The sequence below is a fragment of the Micromonospora sp. WMMD735 genome, assembly GCF_049178995.1.
Taxonomy (GTDB): domain Bacteria; phylum Actinomycetota; class Actinomycetes; order Mycobacteriales; family Micromonosporaceae; genus Micromonospora; species Micromonospora wenchangensis.
In genome coordinates, this window is record NZ_JBMHMJ010000002.1 from 6,400,216 (window position 1) to 6,420,614 (window position 20,399).

Genomic DNA, 20,399 nt, shown 5'->3' on the forward strand with positions numbered 1-20,399 from the left:
GTACGCGTACCGGCCCGGCCGTCGGGTGGACCGGCGCACGGGGTCGCGCCGGTCCACCCTCCTCCGCCGCCCCCGTCGAGCGGGGGTCGGGTCCGTCAGCCGAGGATCACGCCCGAGGCGCCGACGCCGGCCATCCCGGAGATGATGTCCTCGTAGTACATCCGCCACGCGCAGACCCGGCCGGTGGGCCGGTAGCCGGTGCAGGCGGTCGCCGCGCCGCCGTCGTCGATGGCGGTGTTGGTGCCGGTGGCCCAGACCTGGAGGGTGTTCGCCGGGTTGACGATCTCCACCGGGCCGCCGCTGTCGCCCTGGCCGACCGCGTTGGTGCGGGTGGTGCTCTCCGCCTGGACCTGGCCGCAGACCGTGCCGAAGTCACGCACGTTGATGCACAGGTTCCGGGCCTTGACCTGGATCGAGCACCGGGTCCCCGAGTACGCCCCCGAGGTGCAGACGAAGTTGCCGACCTGGCTGGCCTGCGCGCCGATCACCTGGTTGCTGAACTCGCTGACCACCGCGCCGTTGGCGTCGATGCTGTTGTTGAAGACCCGGCCGCCCGAGCTGCCCGACAGCAGCAGGGTGTCGGTGCCGGCGTTGCGGGTGCCGACGATGCCGATCGACTGCCCGGTCGGGTCGGTCGCGGCGTTGTTGATGTTGCCGCAGTGCGCGGCGGAGAGCATCCGCGCCGACCCGCCCTGGAAGACCCCGAAGCCGGTCGAGCAGCCACCACCGGTGGTGGCGTTGCGCCACGCGCCGCCGCCCCACCACGGCGCGGTGTCGTCCCACCGGGTGGCGGGGGAGGCGGAGACCCCGGTCTGCACGGTCACCGGGACGCCGGCCATGCTGGCCGCGCCGAGCAGGCCGTTCTGGGTGCCGACGAGGAGGCCCGCGCCGTCGGCGCGCGGCCCGACCGTGGTGATCTTGTCACCGGCCGAGCGGCGCAGCTTGGCCGCCGCGACGTCCAGCTCCCGGCGGGTGTACGCGGCGGGCAGCACCTCGGTCGGCACGGTGGCCCGGCTGGTCGCCACCAGGCTGGCCGGTGCCTCGCCCTTCCAGAAGACCTGCAGCTTCCGGGCGGTGGGATCGGCGATCACACCGGCGAAACCGGACTTCGCGTCGCGCTGCGCGATCTTGGTGATCCGGGCGGCGGCGTTGTTCATCCGCTGCTGGAGTTCGAGCAGCTCCTTCCAGGAGGCGAAGCCGCCCGGCACCGGCGTGCTGTCGATGAACGAGCCGGCGGCGGTCGCCTTGCCCCCGGCGGCGGGAGCGGGCGCGGCGGTGGCCGGTGCGGTGGCCACCCCGGCGACGAGCATGGTGACGCCGAACGCCGCGGCGGCGGCCCGGCGTAGCAGCCCGGTCGACCGCAGCACGGTCGGTTGTGGACGAGACATACGTACCCCTTCCCCAGGGTTTCTTGGTGCGGGCCTCGACCCGCCCTGGGGACATTGGCAGGTGCCGGGGGTGTCCGGCCGGGCATCCTGGACACCACCGGACACCCCCGGACAGCGCCGGACGGACGGGGGACGGACGCCGGGCGGCCACGGCGGGCGAAACCGGACCGACATGGAACTGTCATACATCGGCGGTCGCCTACCCGACGCTGCGCCGCCGGTCATACCCTCCCCCTGTCGGCAATCCGGGGCGACGGATGGCCGGGGGGTGGAGGCCGTATGACCGACCAACGGGTCCCTTCGGGCGCTCGGCAGCCGATGGCCGGGACAGTCCGTTCGGCGTCGACGATGTCCCCACTGGACACCGGGATACACACCGTTGCGGAACTGGCCGCCCTGCTGCGTCAGCTCCGCCGCCGGGAGGCCCGGCAACAGGGCGAGACCCCGCTTACCTACCGCCAGCTCGCGGCGAAGACCGGCTGGTCGCGGGGGGTGATCGGGGAGTACTTCGCCGGGAACATCCTGCCCCCGCCGGAGCGTTTCGACACCCTGATCCGGCTGCTCGGGGCGAGCCCCGCCGAGCAGGGGGCGCTGGCCACCGCGCGGGACCGGGTCGAGGAGCGTCGCCGGCTCGCCAGCCCGGAACACCCGTCCACCGGCCGGGCCGGTCGCGCGGTCGTCCGGCCCCGGTCCGCCGGTGGCCGGGCCGGTGGCACGCCGGCCCGGCTGCCGGTGCCCCGCCAACTGCCCCCGGCGCTGCCCGGGTTCGTCGGCCGCGCCGCGCAGCTCGCCCAGCTCGACGCGGGCTGCGCCGACCACGGCACGCCCGGCGGTGGCCAGTCGACCACCACGATGACGCTGTCGGGTACGGCCGGTGTCGGCAAGACGACCCTGGCGGTGTACTGGGCCCACCGGGTCGCCGACCGCTTCCCCGACGGGCAGCTCTACGTCGACCTGCGCGGATTCGACGCCACCGGCGCGGTGGTCACACCCGCCGAGGCGGTACGGGGCTTCCTGGAGGCCCTGGAGGTGCCGCCCGAGCGGATCCCCACCCACCTGCCCGCCCAGGTGGGGCTCTACCGCAGCCTGCTCGCCGGCCGGCGGATGCTGGTGCTGCTGGACAACGCCCGCGACGTCGAGCAGGTACGGCCGCTGCTGGCCGGCAGTCCCGGCTGCCTGTTCCTGGTCACCAGCCGCAACCGGCTGGCCGGGCTGATCACCGCCGAGGGGGCCCGGCAGATCGCCGTCGACCTGCTCAGCACCGCCGAGGCGTGGCAGCTGCTGGCCCGGCGGCTCGGCCCGGACCGGTTGACCGTCGAACCGCAGGCGGTCGACGAGATGATCGAACGCTGCGTACGGCTGCCGCTGGCGCTGGCCGTGCTCGCCGCGCGCGGGGCGGCGCACCCCACGTTCCCGCTGGCCACCATCGTCGACGAGCTACGCGAGTCGCCGCGCCTGCTCGACTCCTTCGACGGTGGGGACACCGGGACGGACGTGCAGTCGGTCTTCTCCTGGTCGTACCGGAACCTGACCCCGGCGGCGGCGCGACTGTTCCGGCTGCTCGGCTCGCACCCGGGGCCGGACATCGGGATCGCCGCGGCGGCCAGCCTGGCCGGCCTGCCCCGCAGCCAGGTGACCCGGCTGCTGGCCGAACTGGCCCACGCCCACCTGGTCACCGAACACGCGCCCGGCCGGTTCACCGCGCACGACCTGCTGCGGGCGTACGCGGGCGAGTTGGCCGAGAGCCTCGACCCCGCCGAGGAGCGGCAGGCGGCGGTCCGGCGTGGACTGGACCACTACCTGCACACCGCGCACACGGCGGCGCTGCTGTTGCAACCAGGTCGGGACCCGGTGACGCTGGCCGCCGCCCCGCCCGGGGTGACGCCCGAGGAGCTCACCGCCCACGGTCCGGCCCTGGCCTGGTTCACCACCGAGTACCCGGTGCTGTTGGCGGCGGTCTCGCACGCGAGGCGTACCGGGTTCGACGGGCACGCCTGGCAACTGGCCTGGACTCTGGTGGATTTCCTCCAGCGCCGGGGGAACTGGCTGGACCTGGCCGCCGCCCAGCAGGCCGCCCTGGCCGGGGCGCAGCAGGCGGGGGACCGGGTCGGGCAGGCGAACGCCCACCGTGACCTGGCCCGGGTGCTCTGCCGGTTGGGTCGGCTGGACGAGGCGGTCGCGCACTACCGGGAGGCGCTGATCCTGTTCGGCGCGTTGGGCGACCACACCGGGCAGGCACGCACCCACCGGGCGTTCGGTGCGATGTTCGACGGGCTCGGCCGGTACGCCGAGGCGCTGGAGCACGGGCAGCGCGCCCTGGCGCTCTACCGGGCCGCCGGTCACCTGGCCGGGGAGGCCAGCGCCCGCAACGGGGTCGGCTGGGCGCACGCCCAACTCGGCCAGTACGGGCCGGCGCTGGAGCACTGCTCCCAGGCGCTGATGCTGCTGCGCCCGACCGGCGACCGGCACGGCGAGGCGAACACCTGGGACAGCCTGGGCTTCATCCACGACCGGCTGGGCCAGCACCGGCGGGCGATCCGCTGCTACGGTCGGGCGCTGGCGCTGTACCGACGCATCGGTGACCGGTACGACGAGGCCGACACCCTGACCCGGCTCGGTGAGACCCGGCAGGCGGCGGGGGACGTCCACGGTGCCCTGCGGACCTGGCGGCGGGCGCTGGACATCTTCGACGACCTCGGTCACCCGGACGCCGCCCGGGTCCGGGAGCGGCTGGCCCGGGCGATGACCGGGAGCGCGGCCGGGGACTGACGACCCGACGCCACCCGGCACCGGCGGCGGGGACCGGCCGGTGCCAGGTGGTCCGGGGTCAACCCGTCGTACAGCTCGGCACCGGGACGCCGGGGCCGCCGGTGGACGAGCCGAGGAACCCGAACGAGGTGCTGGCGCCGGCGGCGAGTGTGCCGTTGTAGGCGACGTTACGGGCGGTCACCGTCGCGCCCTGGCTGGTCACTGTCGCGTTCCAGGCCTGGGTGACCCGCTCGCCATTGGTGTACGCCCAGGTCACGGCCCAGTTGCTGATCGCCGAGGTGCCGGCGGTGACCCGTACCTCGCCCTGGAACCCGCCGGTCCACTGGCTGGTCACGGTGTACGTCGCGGTACAGCGAGCGGCCCCCGGGGGCGGGGTCGTGGTGGACGGCGGCGGGGTCGTCGTCGGCGGTGCGGTGGTGGTGGGCGGCGGGGTGGTCGGGGCGGGTGACGTGGGCGACGGGGGCGGGGTGGTGACCGGGCCGCCCCAGCCGGCGGTGGAGTCCAACCAGGCCGCCCGGCGCAGCATCCAGTCCCGCATGGCCTGGACCTGGCCCTGCCAGGTGGACGCGGTCGGGGTGTAGAAGGGGCCGACCATCGGCGCGGTCAGGTTCGGCCAGCGCTGGAAGTTGCGCTGCGCGGCGTTGGTCAACGGTGCGGCCAGCGCGGTGATCCGGCTCTGCAGGGCGGTGTCGGCGAGCAGGCCCCGGCGCAGCGTCTGCCAGCGGGACCGGAGCTGGTTGACGAAGGCCGGATCGCGTACGAGTTGCGGGAACCAGTCGTTGGCCAGCGGTTGCCGGGTCTGCTGGTACTGCCAGCCGGCGATCTGGTCGTTGCCGAAGTAGCCGCCGACGCCGAAGGTGAGGTCGTAGTCCCACAGCGGGCCGGCGAAGATCTTGGTGTCCCGGTCCTTGTAGAAGTACGCGCTGCGGATGTAGGAGTCCATCTCCCGGCTGAGTTCGTTGAGGACCATCTGGTCCACGAACGAGTCGACGTCGATGTACTTCCGGTAGCCGGTGACCGGGTCGGCGGAGTTCGGTGCCCGCAGCACGTCGTGGAACTCCTGCACGTAGCCCCGCAGCCAGTCCCGCTGGGGCGCCTGCAACGGTGACGGGTCCCGCACCTCCAGGTAGTTCCAGCAGGTCGCTGCCGGACCGGTGCAGGTCAGCGTCGGTTCCTCGGCGGCCAGCCACTCGAAGCTCCAGATGTACCCGCCCTGGATCTTGGGCAGGGTCAGGTCGTCCTCGTCGAGCTGCTTGAGGTCGAGCCGGTTCTTGGCGTTCTTGATCGTCTCGACCAGCATGTAGACGCCCATGTAGTCACCGGCGGCCACCGGGGCGGCGTCGGTGTTGAGATAGAACTCCACGAACCGGTACCGCGGCGCCGGCATGCCCATCTCGCGCCCGAGGTCGTAGACGAGCGCCTCCCGGATCAACGCCTTGTCGCTGAACGGCCCGCGCAGCACCCAGTCGGAGTCGGCCGGCATGCCCAGCACCGGGTAGTCGGCGTCGTCGTTGTCGTTGCCCCGCAGTTCGACGCGGTACGGCGTCTTCTCGAACGACGCCGACGACTGGCCGCGCAGGTGGAATCCGGCGCGGGTGGCGACCGTCGGGGTCGCGGCCAGCGAGGTGGTGCCACCGCCGCCCGGCTCGAAGACCATGGCGGTGGCGTCGAGGTACTCGCGGCCGGGCTTGCCGGCACCGTACGAGTCGAGCAGGACCACCGGCAGGTCGTGGGCGGTGGCGACGTTCTGGGCGACGTACATGGCGGTCCCCGGCGCACCGGAGGCGGTCTGGCCGACGAAGGCCTGCACGCGTAGCTGGGTGGTGCGGGTGAACCGCAGCGGCGTGCCCGCGTACAGCGACGACTGGGCGGTGGGCAGCCGGCCGTCGGTGGTGTACCGCAACTGCGCGCCGCCGATCGCGGTGCTCAGCGAGACCGTCACCTCCCCCTGGAAGGTGCCGCTCGGCCGGGAGAAGACGATGTCGCCGACCAGCTCGTCCGCCGCCCCGACGGCGGCGACGGCGTCGGCGGCGGAGGTGTCCAGGCCGGTGGTGACCCTGGCGCGGGCGGCGGGCGGGCCGGGGGTCGCGGCGGATGGTCCGGCCTGTGCCGTGTGCGGCACGAGGAGTCCGGTGAGGAGCACGGCCACGGCCGCGATCCCGACGGCACGCCGGGTGGGCGGGCGAACGGTCAGACGCACGATGTCTCCTGGGTGACTCGGGGGGTGGTGGGGGCCGGTGCCGGTGCTGCCGACCCGGTGGCGTCGCGGAAGTGGCGGCGCAGCGTCCGCCGCCACGGCACGTCCGGCAGGTCCGGTCGCAGGGCGGCCAGGCCGGTGGCGTACTTCGAGATCCGGGCGGGTCGGGTGCCGCGCTGCCACAGCAGCCGGTCGACCGGGCCGGCCGCCGACCGGGTCTTGGTCTCGACCACGGCGACCCCGGGCAGGCCCAGGGTCCGGTGGTCGTCCTGCCAGTGCAGGTCGGTGTCGATGGTGACCCGGCTCGCGGTCGCCGGCAGCAGCAGCGTGGTGCGCCGGTAGCCGGTCACCAGCACCGGTTCGAGATGACCACCGGCGGGGGCGGACCGGATGGACTCGCGGTCGAGTGCCTCGTCGACGAAGTCCCGTCCCGACCGGACGGTACGACGGTCTTCCGTCCGGTAGGGCAGCCGGTGTTTGGTGACAAGCCCCCGGGCTCCGCTGATCTTGACTTCCAGCCAGCACTCCGCCGAGTCGAGATAGGTGCGGGTGCGCACCTTGAAGCGCCGCCGCCGCCGGTACGCCGCGCCGTGGTAGCTGGCCAGGCACGGGGTGTCGAAGTACACCGACTCGTAGCGGAAGGTGCGGGTGCCGCCGATGTCCAGCACCCGCGCGTACGGGGCGATCCGGTCGAGCAGGCCCGGCAACTCGTCCAGCGGAACGACGTACTTGCGGTCCACCCGGCTCTGCAGCGCGGCCCGGTCGATCAGCTCGGCGAGTTCGACGCAGGGCAGGCCGGCCAGCACCGACGTGAACGGCGGCGCGGTCATCGACGTGCTCCCGCCACCGCCGGTGAACCGGGGGCGGACGCCGGGGTACGACGGGCCACCGAGTAGCGCACGTCGACCACGGTGGTCTCGTTGACCAGGTCGACCCGCTGGGCGGTGGCGACGTGCACCCGGGCGTTGAGCAGCTGTTCCAGGTGGGCGACGAGGGCGACGTGGTCGGTGAGGGCCGAGTCGAGCACCAGGACCTGGTGCCGGTAGTGCCGGAACACGCGGCGGTGGTCGCCGAGGAACATCACCGCGACGATGAGCGCCATCAGCCCGCCGTTGAGCCAGACCGAGCGGGTGCCCAGCGCGCCGAGCAGGCCCAGGGCGAGCGCCGAGAAGTAGTACGCGACCTCGTGCTGGTCGAGTTCGGTCGAGCGGAGCCGGATGATGGACAGGACGCCGAACAGGGCCATCCCCAGCCCGACCCCGGCACCGACGTTGCTGGCGCTCAGGGCGCTGGCCACCGCGAGGACGCCGACGTTGACCCCCAGGTAGGCGACGACGAGGTCGCGGCGTCGGTGTCGGGGGAAGTAGAGCCCGAACACGAGCAGCGCCACCGCGCAGATGTCGATCGCGAACAGGACGACCTGCGTCATGTCTCCGGTTCCTCCTGGCTCGTCGGCGTGCCGGTCCGGCACCGCCTGCGTCAGCTCGGGGAGAAGCCACGGCGGTCAGCCGGAGCCGATCATCTTTTCGGTAAACTTTCGGTTACTCTTTCGGAACTGTAGGCATAACATCGAGAAACGTCAATCACATGTCCTGTGCGGGTGACGTGGTGAGACGCAGGTGGGACGCCGCATTGGGGTGTTCGGCGGGAAGTGCACTCGACGGGATATCCGGATCGAATACTCGAAACTTTCGGTATCGATCGGCGCGCGTTGTCCCGGGCCCCGCCGGCGGGGGTGCGGGGCGGTCAGAACAGGGTGAGCGGCCCGGTCGGGATCGGCTCGGGCAGCGGGGCCAGGGCGGGGACCCGGGCCCGTACCTCGTCGTGGAACCGGCGGGCGAGCAGGGGTGCGTCGGCGTTGTCCGGGGTGTGCACGAACACGGTGGGCGAACGGCCCTCCCGCAACCAGTCGACGGTGATCTCGACCCAGCGCTGCCAGCCCTCGACCGTCTCGGACTCGGCGTCCCGGCCGAGATAGCGGACGATCGGCCGGTCGGTCAGCGCCGCCGTCCGCAACGGCAGGCGGGGCTTCTTCGTCCACGCCTCCCGCTCCGCGTCGCTGGTCGGCGGGGTGCGGAAGAACGCGGTGGTGTCGAAGGGGACCCACTCGGCGGACACCTCGGCGAGCACCCCCTCCAGCAGGCGCGTCGCGCGGGGCTCCAGGAAGAACGCGGGGTGCCGGACCTCCACGGCGTACCGGTGGGTGGCGGGCAGCCGGCGCAGCAGGTCGGCGAGCGCGGGGACGTCCGTCGGGGTGAACGACCCCGGCAGTTGGATCCACAGGGCGTGCGCCCGGCCGCCGAGCGGGGCGATCGCGTCGAAGTAGTCGCGTAGTGGCGCGTCGGCGTCGACGAGCCGCCGTTCGTGGGTCACCACCTTCGGCAGCTTGAGGACGAAGCGGAAGTCGGGCCCGGTCTGCCGCGCCCAGGACTCCACGGTCTCCCGGGTCGGAGTGGCGTAGAACGTGGTGTTCCCCTCGACCGCGTCGCACCAGCCGGCGTAGTGCCGCAGTCGCTCGTGTGCCGGCAGCGGGTGGGCGATCAGCCGCCCCTGCCAGGACCGGTGGGTCCACATCGCGCAGCCGACGTGCAACCGCATGATCCCGATCCTCCCGCAACGTCACCCGACCCGACCCGACCCGACCCGGTCCGTCGCCGCACGCTATCGGAGCACGGGCGGCCCGCCCGGATCGGGTGCGGCGGGGGATCGACGGATGGCGGAGGTGCCGGTGTTCACCCGACAGTCCCGATCGTCAACTTCCGGTTGACGATCGCGGTGCGTCAACCTATGGTTGACGCATGACGGAACCCGCTCAGCTCCCACACCCTGTCCGCCTCGACGAGCTGATCCAGGCCATCAAGAAGGCCCGGCCGGACGCGCTCGACCAACTCAGCGACGCGGTGCTCGTCGCCGACCACCTCGGCGACCTCGCCGACCACCTGATCGGCCACTTCGTCGACCAGGCCCGCCGCTCCGGGGCCTCGTGGACCGAGATCGGCAAGAGCATGGGGGTGAGCAAGCAGGCCGCCCAGAAGCGCTCCGCCGCGAAGGCCGACGCCGCCGCGACGCTCGACCCCAACGCCGGTTTCAGCCGGTTCACCCCACGCGCCCGCAACGTGGTGATCGCCTCGCAGGAGGAGGCCCGCGGCGCCGGCAACGCGGAGATCCGCCCGGAACACCTGGTGCTCGGCCTGCTCGCCGAACCCGACGGCCTCGCCGCCAAGGCCATGGTCGCCGAGGGGCTGGGCCCGGACGCCGTGCGGGAGGCGGTCACCGCGACGCTGCCCGCCGCGTCCGACCAGGTCCCCGACCTGATCCCGTACGACGCACAGGGCAAGAAGGCCCTCGAACTCACCTTCCGGGAGGCGCTGCGGCTCGGGCACAACTACGTCGGCACCGAGCACATCCTGCTGGCCCTGCTCGAGCTGGAGGACGGCACGGGCGTGCTGTCCGGCCTCGGCCTGACCAAGGAGCGGGCCGAGGCCCAGCTGGCCGCCGCCCTCGCCGGATTCGCCGGCAAGTAACGGCCCGACGTGACCGGCCCGTCCGGCACGACAGGGCGGGATGCGGCAGGCCAGGGTGCGACGGGCCGGGGCCGGGCACGGCACCGGGGGCGCGCCCGGCCGGCCGGTCAGTCGCCGGCGGGGAAGCCGTACCGCAGCGCGTGCTCCGGGTCGGTCGGGTCGATCTGCCGGATGCCGGCGTCGGCGAGGCGCTTGTTGACCTCGTCGAGCTGCTCGCGCACCAGCCGGGCCTCCTCCTCGGTGACCCGCCCCCGGTGCGGCTTCCCGGCGTGGTCGAGGGTGCCGTAGTCGATCTTCTCGGTGCTCTTGCGGGCCTTCGGCGGACGCACCCGCTCGGCGGTACGCAGCAACTGCGCCATCGGGGTGTCGGTCGCCATCGCGTCGAACTCGCTGGCGGTCAGCACCACCCGACGCGGTTCCCCGCCGGCGTGCCGGTCGTGGATCTCGACCACCGCCACGTCGAGCGCGGCGTCGTCGATGCCCTCCACCTCGGTCACGGTGGCGTCCAACTGCACGGGCCCGGCCACCAGGTCGGGATGCTCCAGCACGACGACCCGGACCACCTCGTCGTCGGGACGCAGCACCGTGCCGCTGAAGTCGGAGACGTGGATCGTCTTCTTGCCCATGCGCTGCGGTTCTCCTGTCGCTGGCCGGAATCGACCACAAGACGCTACCCGACAGGTGTGCGAACGCCCCGGCCGGACACCCCGGTGGGACGGCCGGCGCGTGGCGCAGCCGCCGGGGGTCGCGTGGTGGCACCGACGGGTCGGTGCGGTGGTGCGTCGCCGCTGCGGGGCGCGTCCGCCGGGGCCACGGGGGACGGACCGGGGCCGTCGTCGCGGGCGCGCCGTGCCGGGTCAGCGGGCGGTGAGGCCGCGCCGGGAGGAGATGCCGGCGGGGAGGGTGTTCAGCTCGCCCCAGGACAGTCGGGCGTTGACGCCGCGACCGCACCGGGCCTCCCGGTAGCGCGGCTGGGCCGGAAACCGGCCGGCACCCCCCGCCGTGTTCCACACTCGTGCGCTGTCCTGCTGGTACCGCTCGTTCGGCTGCATAGGCATGGCCATTACCGTCCCAAAGAAAGGTGTCCATGTATGGAAATAGATATGACGCACGGTCGATGGACCGGGTTCCGGTGAGGCAGCTCACGGTCCGGTTCCCTCTACCCGTGACGCGCTCCCGGCAACCGGGCGTCGGCCGTGGCGGCCCGGCGTACCGTGGATCATGAAGCGACCCACGGGCTGAGAGGGGCGGGCGGTGCTGGACCGGCGGCTGTACCTGCACCTGGCGACCTGGCTCGGGCAGTGGCCGGCACCGCCCGGCCTGCACGTGGTCGGCTCGTGGCGGCGGACGCGTCCGGCCTGGGACGGCCGGGTCCGCCCGGCGGTCGCGGTCCGGGCCGCCGGCAGCACCGTGCTCTCCGTGCCGTCCGGGCTGGTCGCGGCCGTCCGGGAGTTGGCCGCCGGGCCCCGGCCCGCCCTGCACGGGGCGCTGCCGGCGTTGGTCGGGCAACCCGCCTGGGTGGTCAACGACGACGTGTTCCGGTGGTGCCTCGCGCCGGCCCCGCTGCCCGACGTCGGCACCTGGACCGCCCCCACCGACCCCGCCCTGCCACCCTGGCTGCACCTGTTCGACCGCGAGGTGCTCGTCGTGCGGGACGCCGACGGCGGCTACCTCGCCGGCGTCGGCATCAAACGGCACGACGCGTACGGGCACGAGCTGGCCGTCGGCACGGTGCCCGCGGCGCGCGGCCGGGGGCTGGCCCGACGGCTCGTCGCGCAGGCCGCCCGTCGGGTGCTCGACGAGGGCGCCGTCCCCACCTACCGGCACGATCCGGCGAACACCGGTTCCGCCCGGGTCGCCGAGGCCGCCGGGTTCGCCGACCGGGGCTGGTCGACCTACGGCGTCTACCCGCCGTGAGAGCGCGGCCCGGCCGGCGGCGCGGACCGTGGATCCCGGGCCGGATCCACGGTCCGCTGCCTGCCCCAGGCCCCGCCGTGACCGGTGTCCACCGGTCGACCTCGGTGTTGGTCACGCTACGTACTCGGATGCTGGCTCGGCAAGGGGTGGTCGGCGGGTTCTCTCTGTCCAGTAATGGACTTGAGCTGGGATTAAGGGAAAGTTCGCCGTCGAGGCCCGGTGACGCAACGTGCTCGTCGTTCGCTCCGGTGGCTGCCCGGCAGGGTGGTGTCAGGAGCCCCCGGTAGGGTCGGGCGTCGCGGCGAGAACCGGCGCGCGGTCGGGGACGGCCGGATGGCCAGGAGTGGACTGACATGCAGCTGCCGACGCCGGGCGAGGGGCACGGGCGGGTGGTCCTGGCACCGGTGGGTGACCTGGACGTCGCCACCGTCCCCGGGCTGCAACGCGACCTCGACGAGGCGCTGTGCCACCCCGGTCTGTCGGAGATCGTCGTCGACCTGACGGCCGTCACCTTCCTCGACTCGACGGGGGTGGCCGCGTTGCTGCACGCGGCGGCCGAGGCGGTCGGCCGGGGGGCCACCCTGCGGCTGGTCGACCCGCAACCGGTGGTGTCCCGGGTCCTGCGGATCACCGCGGTGGGCCGGCTGCTCGGCCTTCCCGACGACCACGGCGACCCGGCACCCTGGCGTCGCTGACCGGGCCGTCCCGCCCCGCGCAGGTGCCCCGCCCGTCGGGGGACGGCCCGTCAGCCGGTCAGGCCGAGCACCTCCGCCGCCGCGCGACCGTTGGCGTGGCTCGCGCCGAAGGTGGTGACGAAGGCCCGTACCCCGGCCGGCCGCCACCGCCCCGGCCAGCCCATCTCCACCACCGTCACCCGATGCGTCGCGGCCAGCGCCTCGACCAGCGCGGGACCGCCGGGCAGCCGGTGCAGGTGCCGCCCGACCAGCACGACCGGCCGGTCCCCGGCGAGCCGGCGTACCGTGGCCGGGTCGACCTCGGCGGCGACCACCCGGAGCTGTTCGACGTCGGCCAGGTGCGGGCCCAGCCCCCACGGCACCCGGCCCTCGGCGACGGTGGCGGCGGCGTACACCTGCACCACGAGCGGGCATGCCGGCCCGGTCGGGTCGCCCTCCACCCGCACCGCCCGGCGGGCGGCCCGGTACCCGAGGCCGACCTCGACGGGGCCGGTGGGACCGGGTGGGCGGGCCGCGCCGGTCCAGGCGGCGAGCGCGGCGGCGCGACCGGCGGCCTGCTCCACCCGGGCCCGGTCCAGCCGGCCGTCCCCGAGCGCCCCGACGATCTCGGCCACCACCCGCTCGACCAGCGTGGCGTCGACCTTCGCGCCCAGGCAGAGCAGGTCCGCCCCGGCGGCCAGGGCCCGTACGGCGGCCGGCCCGACCCCACCGGCGGCGACGGTCGCGCCCTTCATCTCCAACGCGTCGGTGACCACCGCGCCGGTGAAGCCGTACTCGCCGCGCAGCAGGTCGACCAGGACGGCCCGGCTGAAGGTGGCCGGGCCGTCCCCGGTCAGCGCCGGCACCCGGATGTGCGCCGTCATGACCGCCTGCACGCCCGCGTCGACCGCCGCCGCGAAGGGCGGCAGGTCGCGGGCCCGCAGCAGCGCCGCGTCGGCGTCCACGGTGGGCAGTTCGTGGTGCGAGTCGGCGACGGTCGCGCCGTGGCCGGGGAAGTGCTTGGCGCAGGCCGCCACCCCCGCCGACTGGAGACCCGCCACGGCGGCGGCCGTGTGGGCGGCCACCCGGCCCGGGTCGGCCCCGAACGCGCGGGTGCCGATCACCGGGTTCTCGTCGGCGGTGTTCACGTCGACCGTGGGGGCCAGGTCGACGGTGACGCCGACGGCGGCCAGTTCACCGCCGATCGCCGCGTAGACCTCCCGGGTGAGCGCGGTGTCGTCGACCGCGCCGAGCGCCGCGTTACCCGGGTACGGGCTGCCGGTGGCGTGCGCCAGCCGGGTCACGTCGCCACCCTCCTCGTCGATGGCGAGCAGCACGTCGGGCCGGGCGGCGCGCAACGCGGCGGTGCCCGCCGCGAGCTGGCCCGGGTCGTGCACGTTGCCGCCGAACAGGGTGTGCCCGGCCAGCCCCTCGGCGACCAGCGCGACCGCCCAGTCCGGCGGCACCGGCCCCGGGTACGCGGCCAGCAGCGTGCCCAGCGCCAGCCGGCGCAGTCCTGGATCGATCCCCACCTGAACCCCCTCTCCCGCCCCCGGAACCCGCGCCGACGGCGCACCGGCCGGCTGTCGACGCGTGCCGGTGGACGGCACGTGTGTCGGTACGGGCGGCCGGGTCGTCCGAGTTCCCCGCCACGGGGCGGCCGATACGCTACGGACATCCCTGATCAACGCGATTCGGTAAGCAGAGTTTACGAAAACCAGAGGACGTGGCATGAGTGCGACCCGGCTGCCCGGAACCCCCCGACTGTTGCGGGCGCTCAACGACCGTGCGGCGCTGGAGCTCCTGCTCGAACGCGGCCCGCTCACCCGCGCCCGGCTCGGCGAGCTGACCGGCCTGTCCAAGGTCACCGCCTCGCAGCTGGTCGAGCGGCTGGAGGAACGGGGGCTGGTCGCCCGGGTCGGTGAGCAGGCCGGTGGGCGGGGGCCGAACGCGCAGCTCTACGCCGTGCGGCCGGGCAGCGCGTACGTGGTCGGGGTGGACGTGGGTGCGGAACGGGTGGTGGCCGCCTGCGCGGACATCACCGGTGCGGTCGTCAGTCAGGTCGAGCAGTCCACCCGGGACACCGACGACCCGGTCGGCGTGGTGCACACGGCGGTGGTGCAGGCGGCCAGCCGGGCCGGCGCGGAGCTGGACAGCGTACGGCGGGTGGTGCTCGGCACTCCGGGTCTGGTCGACCCGGCGACCGGCGACATCACCTTCGCGTTCAACCTGCCCCGCTGGCACCGGGGCCTGCTCGCCGCGTTGCGCGAGGACCTGCACACGCCGGTCGTCTTCGAGAACGACGTCAACCTGGCCGCCGTCGCCGAGGCGCAGTCCGGGGCCGCGCAGGGGCTGGCGGACTTCGTCCTGGTCTGGGTGGGTGCCGGGGTCGGTCTGGCGATCATGCTGGGTGGCCGGCTGCACCACGGCAGCAGCGGCGCGGCCGGCGAGATCGGCTACCTGCCGGTGCCGGGGGTGCCGATCCCCCGGGACGTCTCGCGCCGGGCGAAGCCGGCGTTCCAGCAGCTCGCCGGCGCGGACGCGGTCCAGGCGGTGGCCCGGGAACACGGCATCGACGCACCGGACGCGGCCGGCGCGGTGCGGGCCGCCATCGCCGCCGGCACCGCCGGTGGCCCGCTGCTCGACGAGCTGGCCCGACGGCTCGCCCTCGGGGTGGCCAGCACCTGCGTGGTGCTGGACCCGCCGCTGGTGGTGCTCGCCGGTGAGGTGGGGCAGGCCGGCGGGGCGGCGCTTGCCGAACGGGTGCAGCACGAGGTGGCCGCGATCACCCTGGTGCGGCCCCGGGTGGTGCCCACCGGGCTGACCGAGGAGCCGATCCTGCGGGGCGCGCTGCGGACCGCGCTGGACGCCGTGCGCGACGAGGTGTTCGGGTCGACCGTCGGCTGACCGACCACCCCACCCGCCCGTCCTCATGAAGGAATACTTCACCACCGACGCCGGTCACGGCAACATGTTGCCGTGACCGGCGTCGGTGGGCCGGGCCGCCCTAGACCAGGTCGCGGCGGCGGAACGCGACGAACGCGGACCCGGTGACCGCGCCGGTCAACGCCAGCAGCACCAGCAGCGCCGGCCCCCAGGTGATCGCGTAGACGCCGCCGTCGCAGACGCCGCTGCCCGGCGGGCAACCCCGGTCGTCCCAGAACTCCAACCGGCCGGACAGCCAGGCACCCAGGTAGTTGGAGAGCATCAGCAGGTCCGCCCGGGCCACGTCGAGGATCTGCAACACCAGCCGCGCACCCATCTCCCAGACCACCGCGTACGCGGCGACCGCGCCGAGCGCCGCCGAGGTGTGCCGGCCCAGCGTGGCGATCGCGAAGCCGAGCACGGTCGACAGCAGCACCAGCACCAGACCCCGCCCGTAGATCGCCCCCAGCCCGCCCCAGAACTGCCCGTCCAGCGGGCCCGGCACACCCGCCGTCTGCCCGATCGTCCAGAACGTGCCCAGGTAGAGCGCCGACGCCAGCACCGCGAGCGCGGCCACCAGCCCGACCAGGGTGCCCAGCTTCGTACCGAGCACGGTCACCCGGCCCGGCCGCCACAACAGCAGGTTGACCACCCCGCCGGAGTTCAGGTCCGCACCGATGTACGACGCGCCCACCAGGAAGCCGAACAGCACCAGGAACGCGATCAGGAAGTAGAGCAGCCCGCGCGCCTCGTGGGAGAAGACGAAGACCGACGACAGGTAGTCGGTGGCCAGCGGCAGCCGCTCCATCCGCGCCGGGTCCACCTCGGCGCAGTCGGCCGGTACGTACCCGGCGTCCTCGGTGATCGGGATCTCGCCGGCTCGGACCCGCAGGCAGCGGGTGTGCTCCGCCTCCAGCACCGCCACCGCCTGCGCGGCCTGCTCCTGGGCTGCGGACATCTCCTGCGCCGTCGGCCGGTGCGACCCGATCAGGGTGGTCGTGGTGGTCACCGCGAACGCCACCGCGAGCAGCAGCACCATCAGCTGGACGAAGCGGCGGGCGGTCAACCGCTCCACCTCGGCACGGACCAGGTTCACGCGTCCACCCTCCGACCCTCGGTCCCGTCCAGTTCGATCAGCGGTTCGTCGGCGTCACCCGCGTCGACGCCGTCCGGCTGCCCCGGCGGGGTCGCCCCGGCGGTGAGGTCGAGGAAGACGCTCTCCAGGTCCGGCCGGACCGGGGTCAGCTCGCGGACCCACAGGCCCTGCCCACCGAGGGTGCTGCTGATCAGCTCCGGCTCCGGGGCGCCCCCGACCACCAGCACGTCGTCGGGGTCGACGACGACCGTCAGCCCGGCCTCCCGCAGCAGCCGCGCGCCCCGCTCCGACTCGGCCACCCGGACCCGCCACTCGTGCGGGTCGTGCCCGGCCAGCACGTCGTCCACCCGGCCGGCCGCCACCCGGCGGCCCCGCGCGATGATCGTGACGTGGTCACAGATCAACTGGATCTCGGCCAGGATGTGGCTCGACACCAGCACGGTCACCCCGGACCCGGCGAGCGTGCGCATCAGGTCCCGCATCTCCCGGATGCCGGCCGGGTCCAACCCGTTCGCCGGCTCGTCCAGGATCAGCAGCTCCGGGCTCTTCAACAGCGCCGACGCGACGGCGAGACGTTGCTTCATGCCCAGCGAGTAGCTCCTCACCCGGTCCTCGCCCCGCTCCCGCAGGCCGACCTGGTCGAGGACCTCGTCCACCCGGGACGTCGGCACGCCACCGGCCACCGCCAGCAACCGCAGCGTGCGGTGTCCGGTGAAGTTGCCGAAGAACTGCGGACTCTCCACGATCGCGCCCACCCGGCCGGTGACCCGACCCAACTGCTCCGGGGTCGGCGCACCCAGCACCCGCAACTCCCCGGCGTCGGCGTTGACCAGCCCCAGCAGGGCGCGCAGCGTGGTGGTCTTGCCGGAGCCGTTGGGGCCGAGGAAGCCGTGCACCTGGCCCGCCTCGACGACCATGTCGAAGCCGTCCACCGCCACCCGCCTGCCCCGCCGCATGGTGCGGAACGTCTTGCGCAGACCGGCGATCTCGATGACCGCGCTCATCCGCACCGCCCCTCGTCTCGTACGGGCATGGGTCGTCCTCCCGGGATGGTGACCAACGACACGGTGCCCCACCCTATGGCCGGGCCACCCGCCCGTGGGGGGCGGTCTCGGGCTGCGTGGTTGGATGGAGCGGTGACTGGTGACCCGTTCCCCGCCGCAGCCGCCCCCTCGACCGTGGACGCGGATCTGGTGGTCAGCCTGGACGGCGTCGCCGTCCGGCGATCCGGCACCGCCCTGCTGCACGACGTCGACTGGCGGGTCGAGCTGGACGAACGCTGGGTGGTGCTCGGCCCCAACGGCGCCGGCAAGACCACCCTGCTCAACCTCGCCTGCGGTCAACTGCACCCGAGCACGGGCGTCGCGCACGTGCTCGGCGAGCGGATCGGTCGCACCGACCTCACCGAGCTGCGGACCCGGATCGGCCTCACCACCGCCGCCGTGGCCGAGCGCATCCCCGCCGAGGAACGGGTCGGTGACGTCGTGCTCACCGCCGCCTGGTCGGTCGTCGGCCGCTGGCGGGAGAGCTACGACCGGGCCGACGAGGCCCGCGCCCACGCCCTGCTCGGGCAGCTCGGCGTCGGCCACCTGACCGATCGCACGTACGGCACCCTCTCCGAGGGCGAGCGCAAGCGGGTGCAGGTCGCCCGCGCCCTGATGACCGACCCGGAACTGCTGCTGCTCGACGAGCCGGCCGCCGGGCTCGACCTGGGTGGGCGCGAGGACCTCGTCGGCCGGCTCGCCGAGCTGGCCCACGACCCGGACGCCCCGGCCCTGGTGCTGGTCACCCACCACGTCGAGGAGATCCCGCCCGGATTCACCCACGCGCTGCTGCTGCGCGACGGCGCGGTGGTCGCCCAGGGCCTGCTCGCCGACACCCTGACCGCCGACAACCTCAGCAAGACCTTCGGCCTACCCCTGCTGGTCGAACACCACGCCGACCGCTGGACCGCCCGCGCCGCCTAACCCCACCCCCCACCCCCACCCCCCACCCCCACCCCGGCGTCGATCATGGAGTTGTGGTGGGGGAAAGAACCTCCCGTGTCCCTTTTGCGGCCACCACAAGTCCATGATCGACGGGATGGGCGGTGGGGCTGGTGGGGTGGGGTGGGTGGGGTGGGGATTTAGACTCGTCGTGGTGACTGGTGGGGGCGGTGGGGAGGTTGGGGTGTCGGTGGGAGGTGGAGTGCGGCAGAGCCGGATCGTCGTGGTGGGCAGCGCCAACATGGACGTGGTCGGAGCCGGCCCGACGCTGCCCCGGCCGGGGGAGACCGTGCTCGGCAGCCACTTCGTGATGGTGCCCGGCGGCAAGGGCGCCAACCAGGCCATCGCCGCCGCCCGCGCCGGTGCCGCCTGCACCTTCCTCGGCGCGCTCGGCTCCGACTCGTTCGGTGTCACCCTGCGGGCCAGGATCACCGCCGCCCAGGTGGACGCCACCCACCTGCGGGTGGTCTACGGGGCCTCCGGGGTCGCCCTGGTGATGGTCAACGCCGCCGGGGAGAACGCCATCCTGGTCACCCCCGGCGCGAACGCCGCCTTCACCGCCCTCACCGACGCCGAGCTGTCCGCCGTACGCGGGGCGGACGTGCTGGTCGCCCAGCTGGAGATCCCGGTCGAGACGGTGACCGAGGCGGCGGTGGCCGCCCGTGCCGCCGGCACCCGGGTGATCCTCAACGCCGCGCCGGCCCGGCAGGTACCCGCCGAGCTGCTGGCGGCGGTGGACCTGCTGGTGGTCAACGAGACCGAGGCGCACCTGCTCACCGGCCGGGGGCGGGACGACCCGGGGGCGCTGCTGGCGCTGGTGCCCCGGGCGGTGCTCACCCTCGGCGGCGGGGGCGCCTGGTACGTCGAGCGGGACGTCCCCGCCGTGCACGTGCCCGCCGTCGCGGTGGACGTGGTCGACACGACCGCCGCCGGGGACGCGTTCACCGGTGCCCTGGCCGTGGGCTGGGGCGAGGGCCGGCCGGTGGTCGACGCGGTGCGCTGGGCGGCGGCGGCCGGTGCGGCGTGCGTCAGGCGGCTCGGCGCGTCGGTGGCGCTGCCCGAGCGTGCCGAGATCGACGCCCTCTACACCCCGACCGCCGACGACTGACCGGCGGCTCAGCCGGCCGGGTCGTCGCTGAGCCGTTCACCCCGGCGGCGCAGCATGCCCAGGCCGGGGATGCCGGCGACGGCGAGCTTGAGGTCACGGGTCACGTCGAGCAGGTCGTGCAGGTCCGGGCCGACCCGGTCGAGGGTGGCCAGGATCGGCAGCACGTCCGAGGTCAGATGCTCCTTGAGCTTCGGCAGCTCGTCGACGAGCCGGATCGCCGCGGCCAGCTCCTCGTGGCTCAGCTCGGCCACGAACCGGTTCGCCATCGGCGCGCCCCGCCGCAACGCCGGCTCGTACGCGGTCATCAGCTCGGCTGCGACGGTGGCCGCGCCCTCGGCGGTCGCCACCGTGCCGGCGGCCCGGTCGGCCACCGCCCCGGCCTCGGCGACCACCTCGCCGGCCGACCGGGCCACCTGCCCGGCCCCGGCCACCACCCCGGCCGCCGCGTCGGCGACCTCGGTGGCCCTGGTGACGGTCGTGGTCGCCGCCGCACTGATCACCGCCACCTCGCGCACCGCCTCCTCGGCGTCGGTGAGCACCCGGTCCGTGCGGTCCAGGGTGCCCTCGATCCGGTCCACCACCCCGTTGATCCGGGTCAGCAGCGCCTCCACCCCGTCGAGCACGGCGAAGGCACGGGCCGGCACGGCGGCGAACGAGGCGGCCGAACCGAACGCCTGGTCGAGGGCGGAGCGGGTGAGACCGACGACGTCGGCCGGTCGGGGCAGGGGGATGGCCATGTCACCCAGTGTGCGTCGGGTCGGCCAGCGCCGCCCGCCGGGACGGTCCCGGGCGCGGGCCGGAGCAGGTCGGCCGCCG

18 protein-coding genes are annotated in these 20,399 nt (G+C 74.2%); 7 read left to right on the top strand and 11 right to left on the bottom strand.

Going from position 1 to position 20,399, the window contains the following annotated elements; translation table 11 throughout:
• Window positions 1–95: 95 nt before the first annotated feature.
• A complete protein-coding gene (locus ACN268_RS28050; RefSeq protein WP_421485964.1) occupies window positions 96–1,388 on the bottom strand; it encodes a hypothetical protein in 1,293 nt (430 codons plus the stop codon).
• 348 nt (window positions 1,389–1,736) lie between these two features.
• Between ACN268_RS28050 and ACN268_RS28055 the strand changes: the two genes are divergently transcribed.
• Window positions 1,737–4,157 (top strand): ATP-binding protein, encoded by a 2,421-nt coding sequence (locus ACN268_RS28055; protein ID WP_421485965.1) that lies wholly within the window; start codon window positions 1,737–1,739, stop codon window positions 4,155–4,157.
• A 58-nt stretch (window positions 4,158–4,215) separates the two neighbouring features.
• On the opposite strand, the gene ACN268_RS28060 is transcribed toward ACN268_RS28055, so the two are convergent.
• From ACN268_RS28060 to ACN268_RS28075, 4 genes are all read right to left on the bottom strand, one after another.
• Window positions 4,216–6,357, bottom strand: a complete 2,142-nt coding sequence (locus ACN268_RS28060) for a CotH kinase family protein (RefSeq protein WP_421485967.1) — start codon at window positions 6,355–6,357, stop codon at window positions 4,216–4,218.
• Window positions 6,348–7,184, bottom strand: a complete 837-nt coding sequence (locus ACN268_RS28065) for a polyphosphate polymerase domain-containing protein (RefSeq protein ID WP_421485968.1) — start codon at window positions 7,182–7,184, stop codon at window positions 6,348–6,350. Before ACN268_RS28065 ends, ACN268_RS28060 begins: the two co-directional genes overlap by 10 nt.
• Complete coding sequence (locus ACN268_RS28070) at window positions 7,181–7,783, bottom strand: DUF4956 domain-containing protein (protein ID WP_421485970.1); 603 nt, start codon at window positions 7,781–7,783, stop codon at window positions 7,181–7,183. The genes ACN268_RS28065 and ACN268_RS28070 overlap by 4 nt, the downstream gene beginning before the upstream one ends.
• 317 nt (window positions 7,784–8,100) lie before the next feature.
• Window positions 8,101–8,928, bottom strand: coding sequence for a DUF72 domain-containing protein (locus tag ACN268_RS28075; RefSeq protein WP_421487014.1), 828 nt, complete (start codon window positions 8,926–8,928; stop codon window positions 8,101–8,103).
• Window positions 8,929–9,152: 224 nt separating this feature from the next.
• Between ACN268_RS28075 and ACN268_RS28080 the strand changes: the two genes are divergently transcribed.
• A complete protein-coding gene (locus ACN268_RS28080) occupies window positions 9,153–9,878 on the top strand; it encodes a Clp protease N-terminal domain-containing protein (RefSeq protein WP_421485972.1) in 726 nt (241 codons plus the stop codon).
• 107 nt (window positions 9,879–9,985) lie between these two features.
• Here the strand turns inward: ACN268_RS28080 and ACN268_RS28085 are convergent, their stop codons facing one another.
• Both ACN268_RS28085 and ACN268_RS28090 read right to left on the bottom strand, forming a co-directional pair.
• A complete protein-coding gene (locus ACN268_RS28085) occupies window positions 9,986–10,504 on the bottom strand; it encodes a hypothetical protein (protein ID WP_421485974.1) in 519 nt (172 codons plus the stop codon).
• 231 nt (window positions 10,505–10,735) lie between these two features.
• Entirely contained in the window at window positions 10,736–10,936 is a 201-nt protein-coding gene (locus ACN268_RS28090; protein ID WP_204923689.1) for a DNA repair protein, read from the bottom strand.
• A 196-nt stretch (window positions 10,937–11,132) separates the two neighbouring features.
• On the opposite strand from ACN268_RS28090, the gene ACN268_RS28095 reads away from it, so the two are divergent.
• Window positions 11,133–11,795 carry a GNAT family N-acetyltransferase gene (locus ACN268_RS28095; RefSeq protein ID WP_421485976.1) on the top strand — a complete coding sequence of 221 codons (663 nt, stop codon included), beginning with the start codon at window positions 11,133–11,135 and terminating at the stop codon, window positions 11,793–11,795.
• A 353-nt stretch (window positions 11,796–12,148) separates the two neighbouring features.
• Window positions 12,149–12,490, top strand: coding sequence for an STAS domain-containing protein (locus tag ACN268_RS28100; protein WP_421485978.1), 342 nt, complete (start codon window positions 12,149–12,151; stop codon window positions 12,488–12,490).
• Window positions 12,491–12,540: 50 nt separating this feature from the next.
• On the opposite strand, the gene ACN268_RS28105 is transcribed toward ACN268_RS28100, so the two are convergent.
• Window positions 12,541–14,001: a glycoside hydrolase family 3 N-terminal domain-containing protein gene (locus tag ACN268_RS28105; protein WP_421485980.1), complete on the bottom strand. Its 1,461-nt coding sequence runs from the start codon at window positions 13,999–14,001 to the stop codon at window positions 12,541–12,543.
• A 199-nt stretch (window positions 14,002–14,200) separates the two neighbouring features.
• Between ACN268_RS28105 and ACN268_RS28110 the strand changes: the two genes are divergently transcribed.
• Complete coding sequence (locus ACN268_RS28110; protein WP_088641729.1) at window positions 14,201–15,376, top strand: ROK family transcriptional regulator; 1,176 nt, start codon at window positions 14,201–14,203, stop codon at window positions 15,374–15,376.
• 100 nt (window positions 15,377–15,476) lie between these two features.
• On the opposite strand, the gene ACN268_RS28115 is transcribed toward ACN268_RS28110, so the two are convergent.
• Both ACN268_RS28115 and ACN268_RS28120 read right to left on the bottom strand, forming a co-directional pair.
• Window positions 15,477–16,490: an ABC transporter permease gene (locus ACN268_RS28115; RefSeq protein ID WP_421485982.1), complete on the bottom strand. Its 1,014-nt coding sequence runs from the start codon at window positions 16,488–16,490 to the stop codon at window positions 15,477–15,479.
• Complete coding sequence (locus ACN268_RS28120) at window positions 16,487–17,494, bottom strand: ABC transporter ATP-binding protein (RefSeq protein ID WP_421485984.1); 1,008 nt, start codon at window positions 17,492–17,494, stop codon at window positions 16,487–16,489. The genes ACN268_RS28115 and ACN268_RS28120 overlap by 4 nt, the downstream gene beginning before the upstream one ends.
• Before the next feature lie 75 nt (window positions 17,495–17,569).
• On the opposite strand from ACN268_RS28120, the gene ACN268_RS28125 reads away from it, so the two are divergent.
• Together ACN268_RS28125 and ACN268_RS28130 are read left to right on the top strand one after the other, a co-directional pair.
• Window positions 17,570–18,457, top strand: a complete 888-nt coding sequence (locus tag ACN268_RS28125; RefSeq protein ID WP_421487015.1) for an ABC transporter ATP-binding protein — start codon at window positions 17,570–17,572, stop codon at window positions 18,455–18,457.
• A 220-nt stretch (window positions 18,458–18,677) separates the two neighbouring features.
• Window positions 18,678–19,583, top strand: a complete 906-nt coding sequence (locus tag ACN268_RS28130; RefSeq protein WP_421487016.1) for a ribokinase — start codon at window positions 18,678–18,680, stop codon at window positions 19,581–19,583.
• An 8-nt stretch (window positions 19,584–19,591) separates the two neighbouring features.
• Here the strand turns inward: ACN268_RS28130 and ACN268_RS28135 are convergent, their stop codons facing one another.
• Window positions 19,592–20,320, bottom strand: a complete 729-nt coding sequence (locus tag ACN268_RS28135; RefSeq protein ID WP_421485985.1) for a hypothetical protein — start codon at window positions 20,318–20,320, stop codon at window positions 19,592–19,594.
• Window positions 20,321–20,399: the final 79 nt, after the last annotated feature.

What these genes read in the sequence shown, in the direction of transcription:
- ACN268_RS28050 (WP_421485964.1), bottom strand. Translation starts at nt 1,388, where the DNA reads ATGTCTCGTCCACAACCGACCGTGCTGCGGTCGACCGGGCTGCTACGC.
- ACN268_RS28055 (WP_421485965.1), top strand. Translation starts at nt 1,737, where the DNA reads ATGTCCCCACTGGACACCGGGATACACACCGTTGCGGAACTGGCCGCC.
- ACN268_RS28065 (WP_421485968.1), bottom strand. Translation starts at nt 7,184, where the DNA reads ATGACCGCGCCGCCGTTCACGTCGGTGCTGGCCGGCCTGCCCTGCGTC.
- ACN268_RS28070 (WP_421485970.1), bottom strand. Translation starts at nt 7,783, where the DNA reads ATGACGCAGGTCGTCCTGTTCGCGATCGACATCTGCGCGGTGGCGCTG.
- ACN268_RS28075 (WP_421487014.1), bottom strand. Translation starts at nt 8,928, where the DNA reads ATGTGGACCCACCGGTCCTGGCAGGGGCGGCTGATCGCCCACCCGCTG.
- ACN268_RS28080 (WP_421485972.1), top strand. Translation starts at nt 9,153, where the DNA reads ATGACGGAACCCGCTCAGCTCCCACACCCTGTCCGCCTCGACGAGCTG.
- ACN268_RS28085 (WP_421485974.1), bottom strand. Translation starts at nt 10,504, where the DNA reads ATGGGCAAGAAGACGATCCACGTCTCCGACTTCAGCGGCACGGTGCTG.
- ACN268_RS28090 (WP_204923689.1), bottom strand. Translation starts at nt 10,936, where the DNA reads ATGCCTATGCAGCCGAACGAGCGGTACCAGCAGGACAGCGCACGAGTG.
- ACN268_RS28100 (WP_421485978.1), top strand. Translation starts at nt 12,149, where the DNA reads ATGCAGCTGCCGACGCCGGGCGAGGGGCACGGGCGGGTGGTCCTGGCA.
- ACN268_RS28110 (WP_088641729.1), top strand. Translation starts at nt 14,201, where the DNA reads ATGAGTGCGACCCGGCTGCCCGGAACCCCCCGACTGTTGCGGGCGCTC.
- ACN268_RS28120 (WP_421485984.1), bottom strand. Translation starts at nt 17,494, where the DNA reads ATGAGCGCGGTCATCGAGATCGCCGGTCTGCGCAAGACGTTCCGCACC.
- ACN268_RS28125 (WP_421487015.1), top strand. Translation starts at nt 17,570, where the DNA reads ATGGCCGGGCCACCCGCCCGTGGGGGGCGGTCTCGGGCTGCGTGGTTG.
- ACN268_RS28135 (WP_421485985.1), bottom strand. Translation starts at nt 20,320, where the DNA reads ATGGCCATCCCCCTGCCCCGACCGGCCGACGTCGTCGGTCTCACCCGC.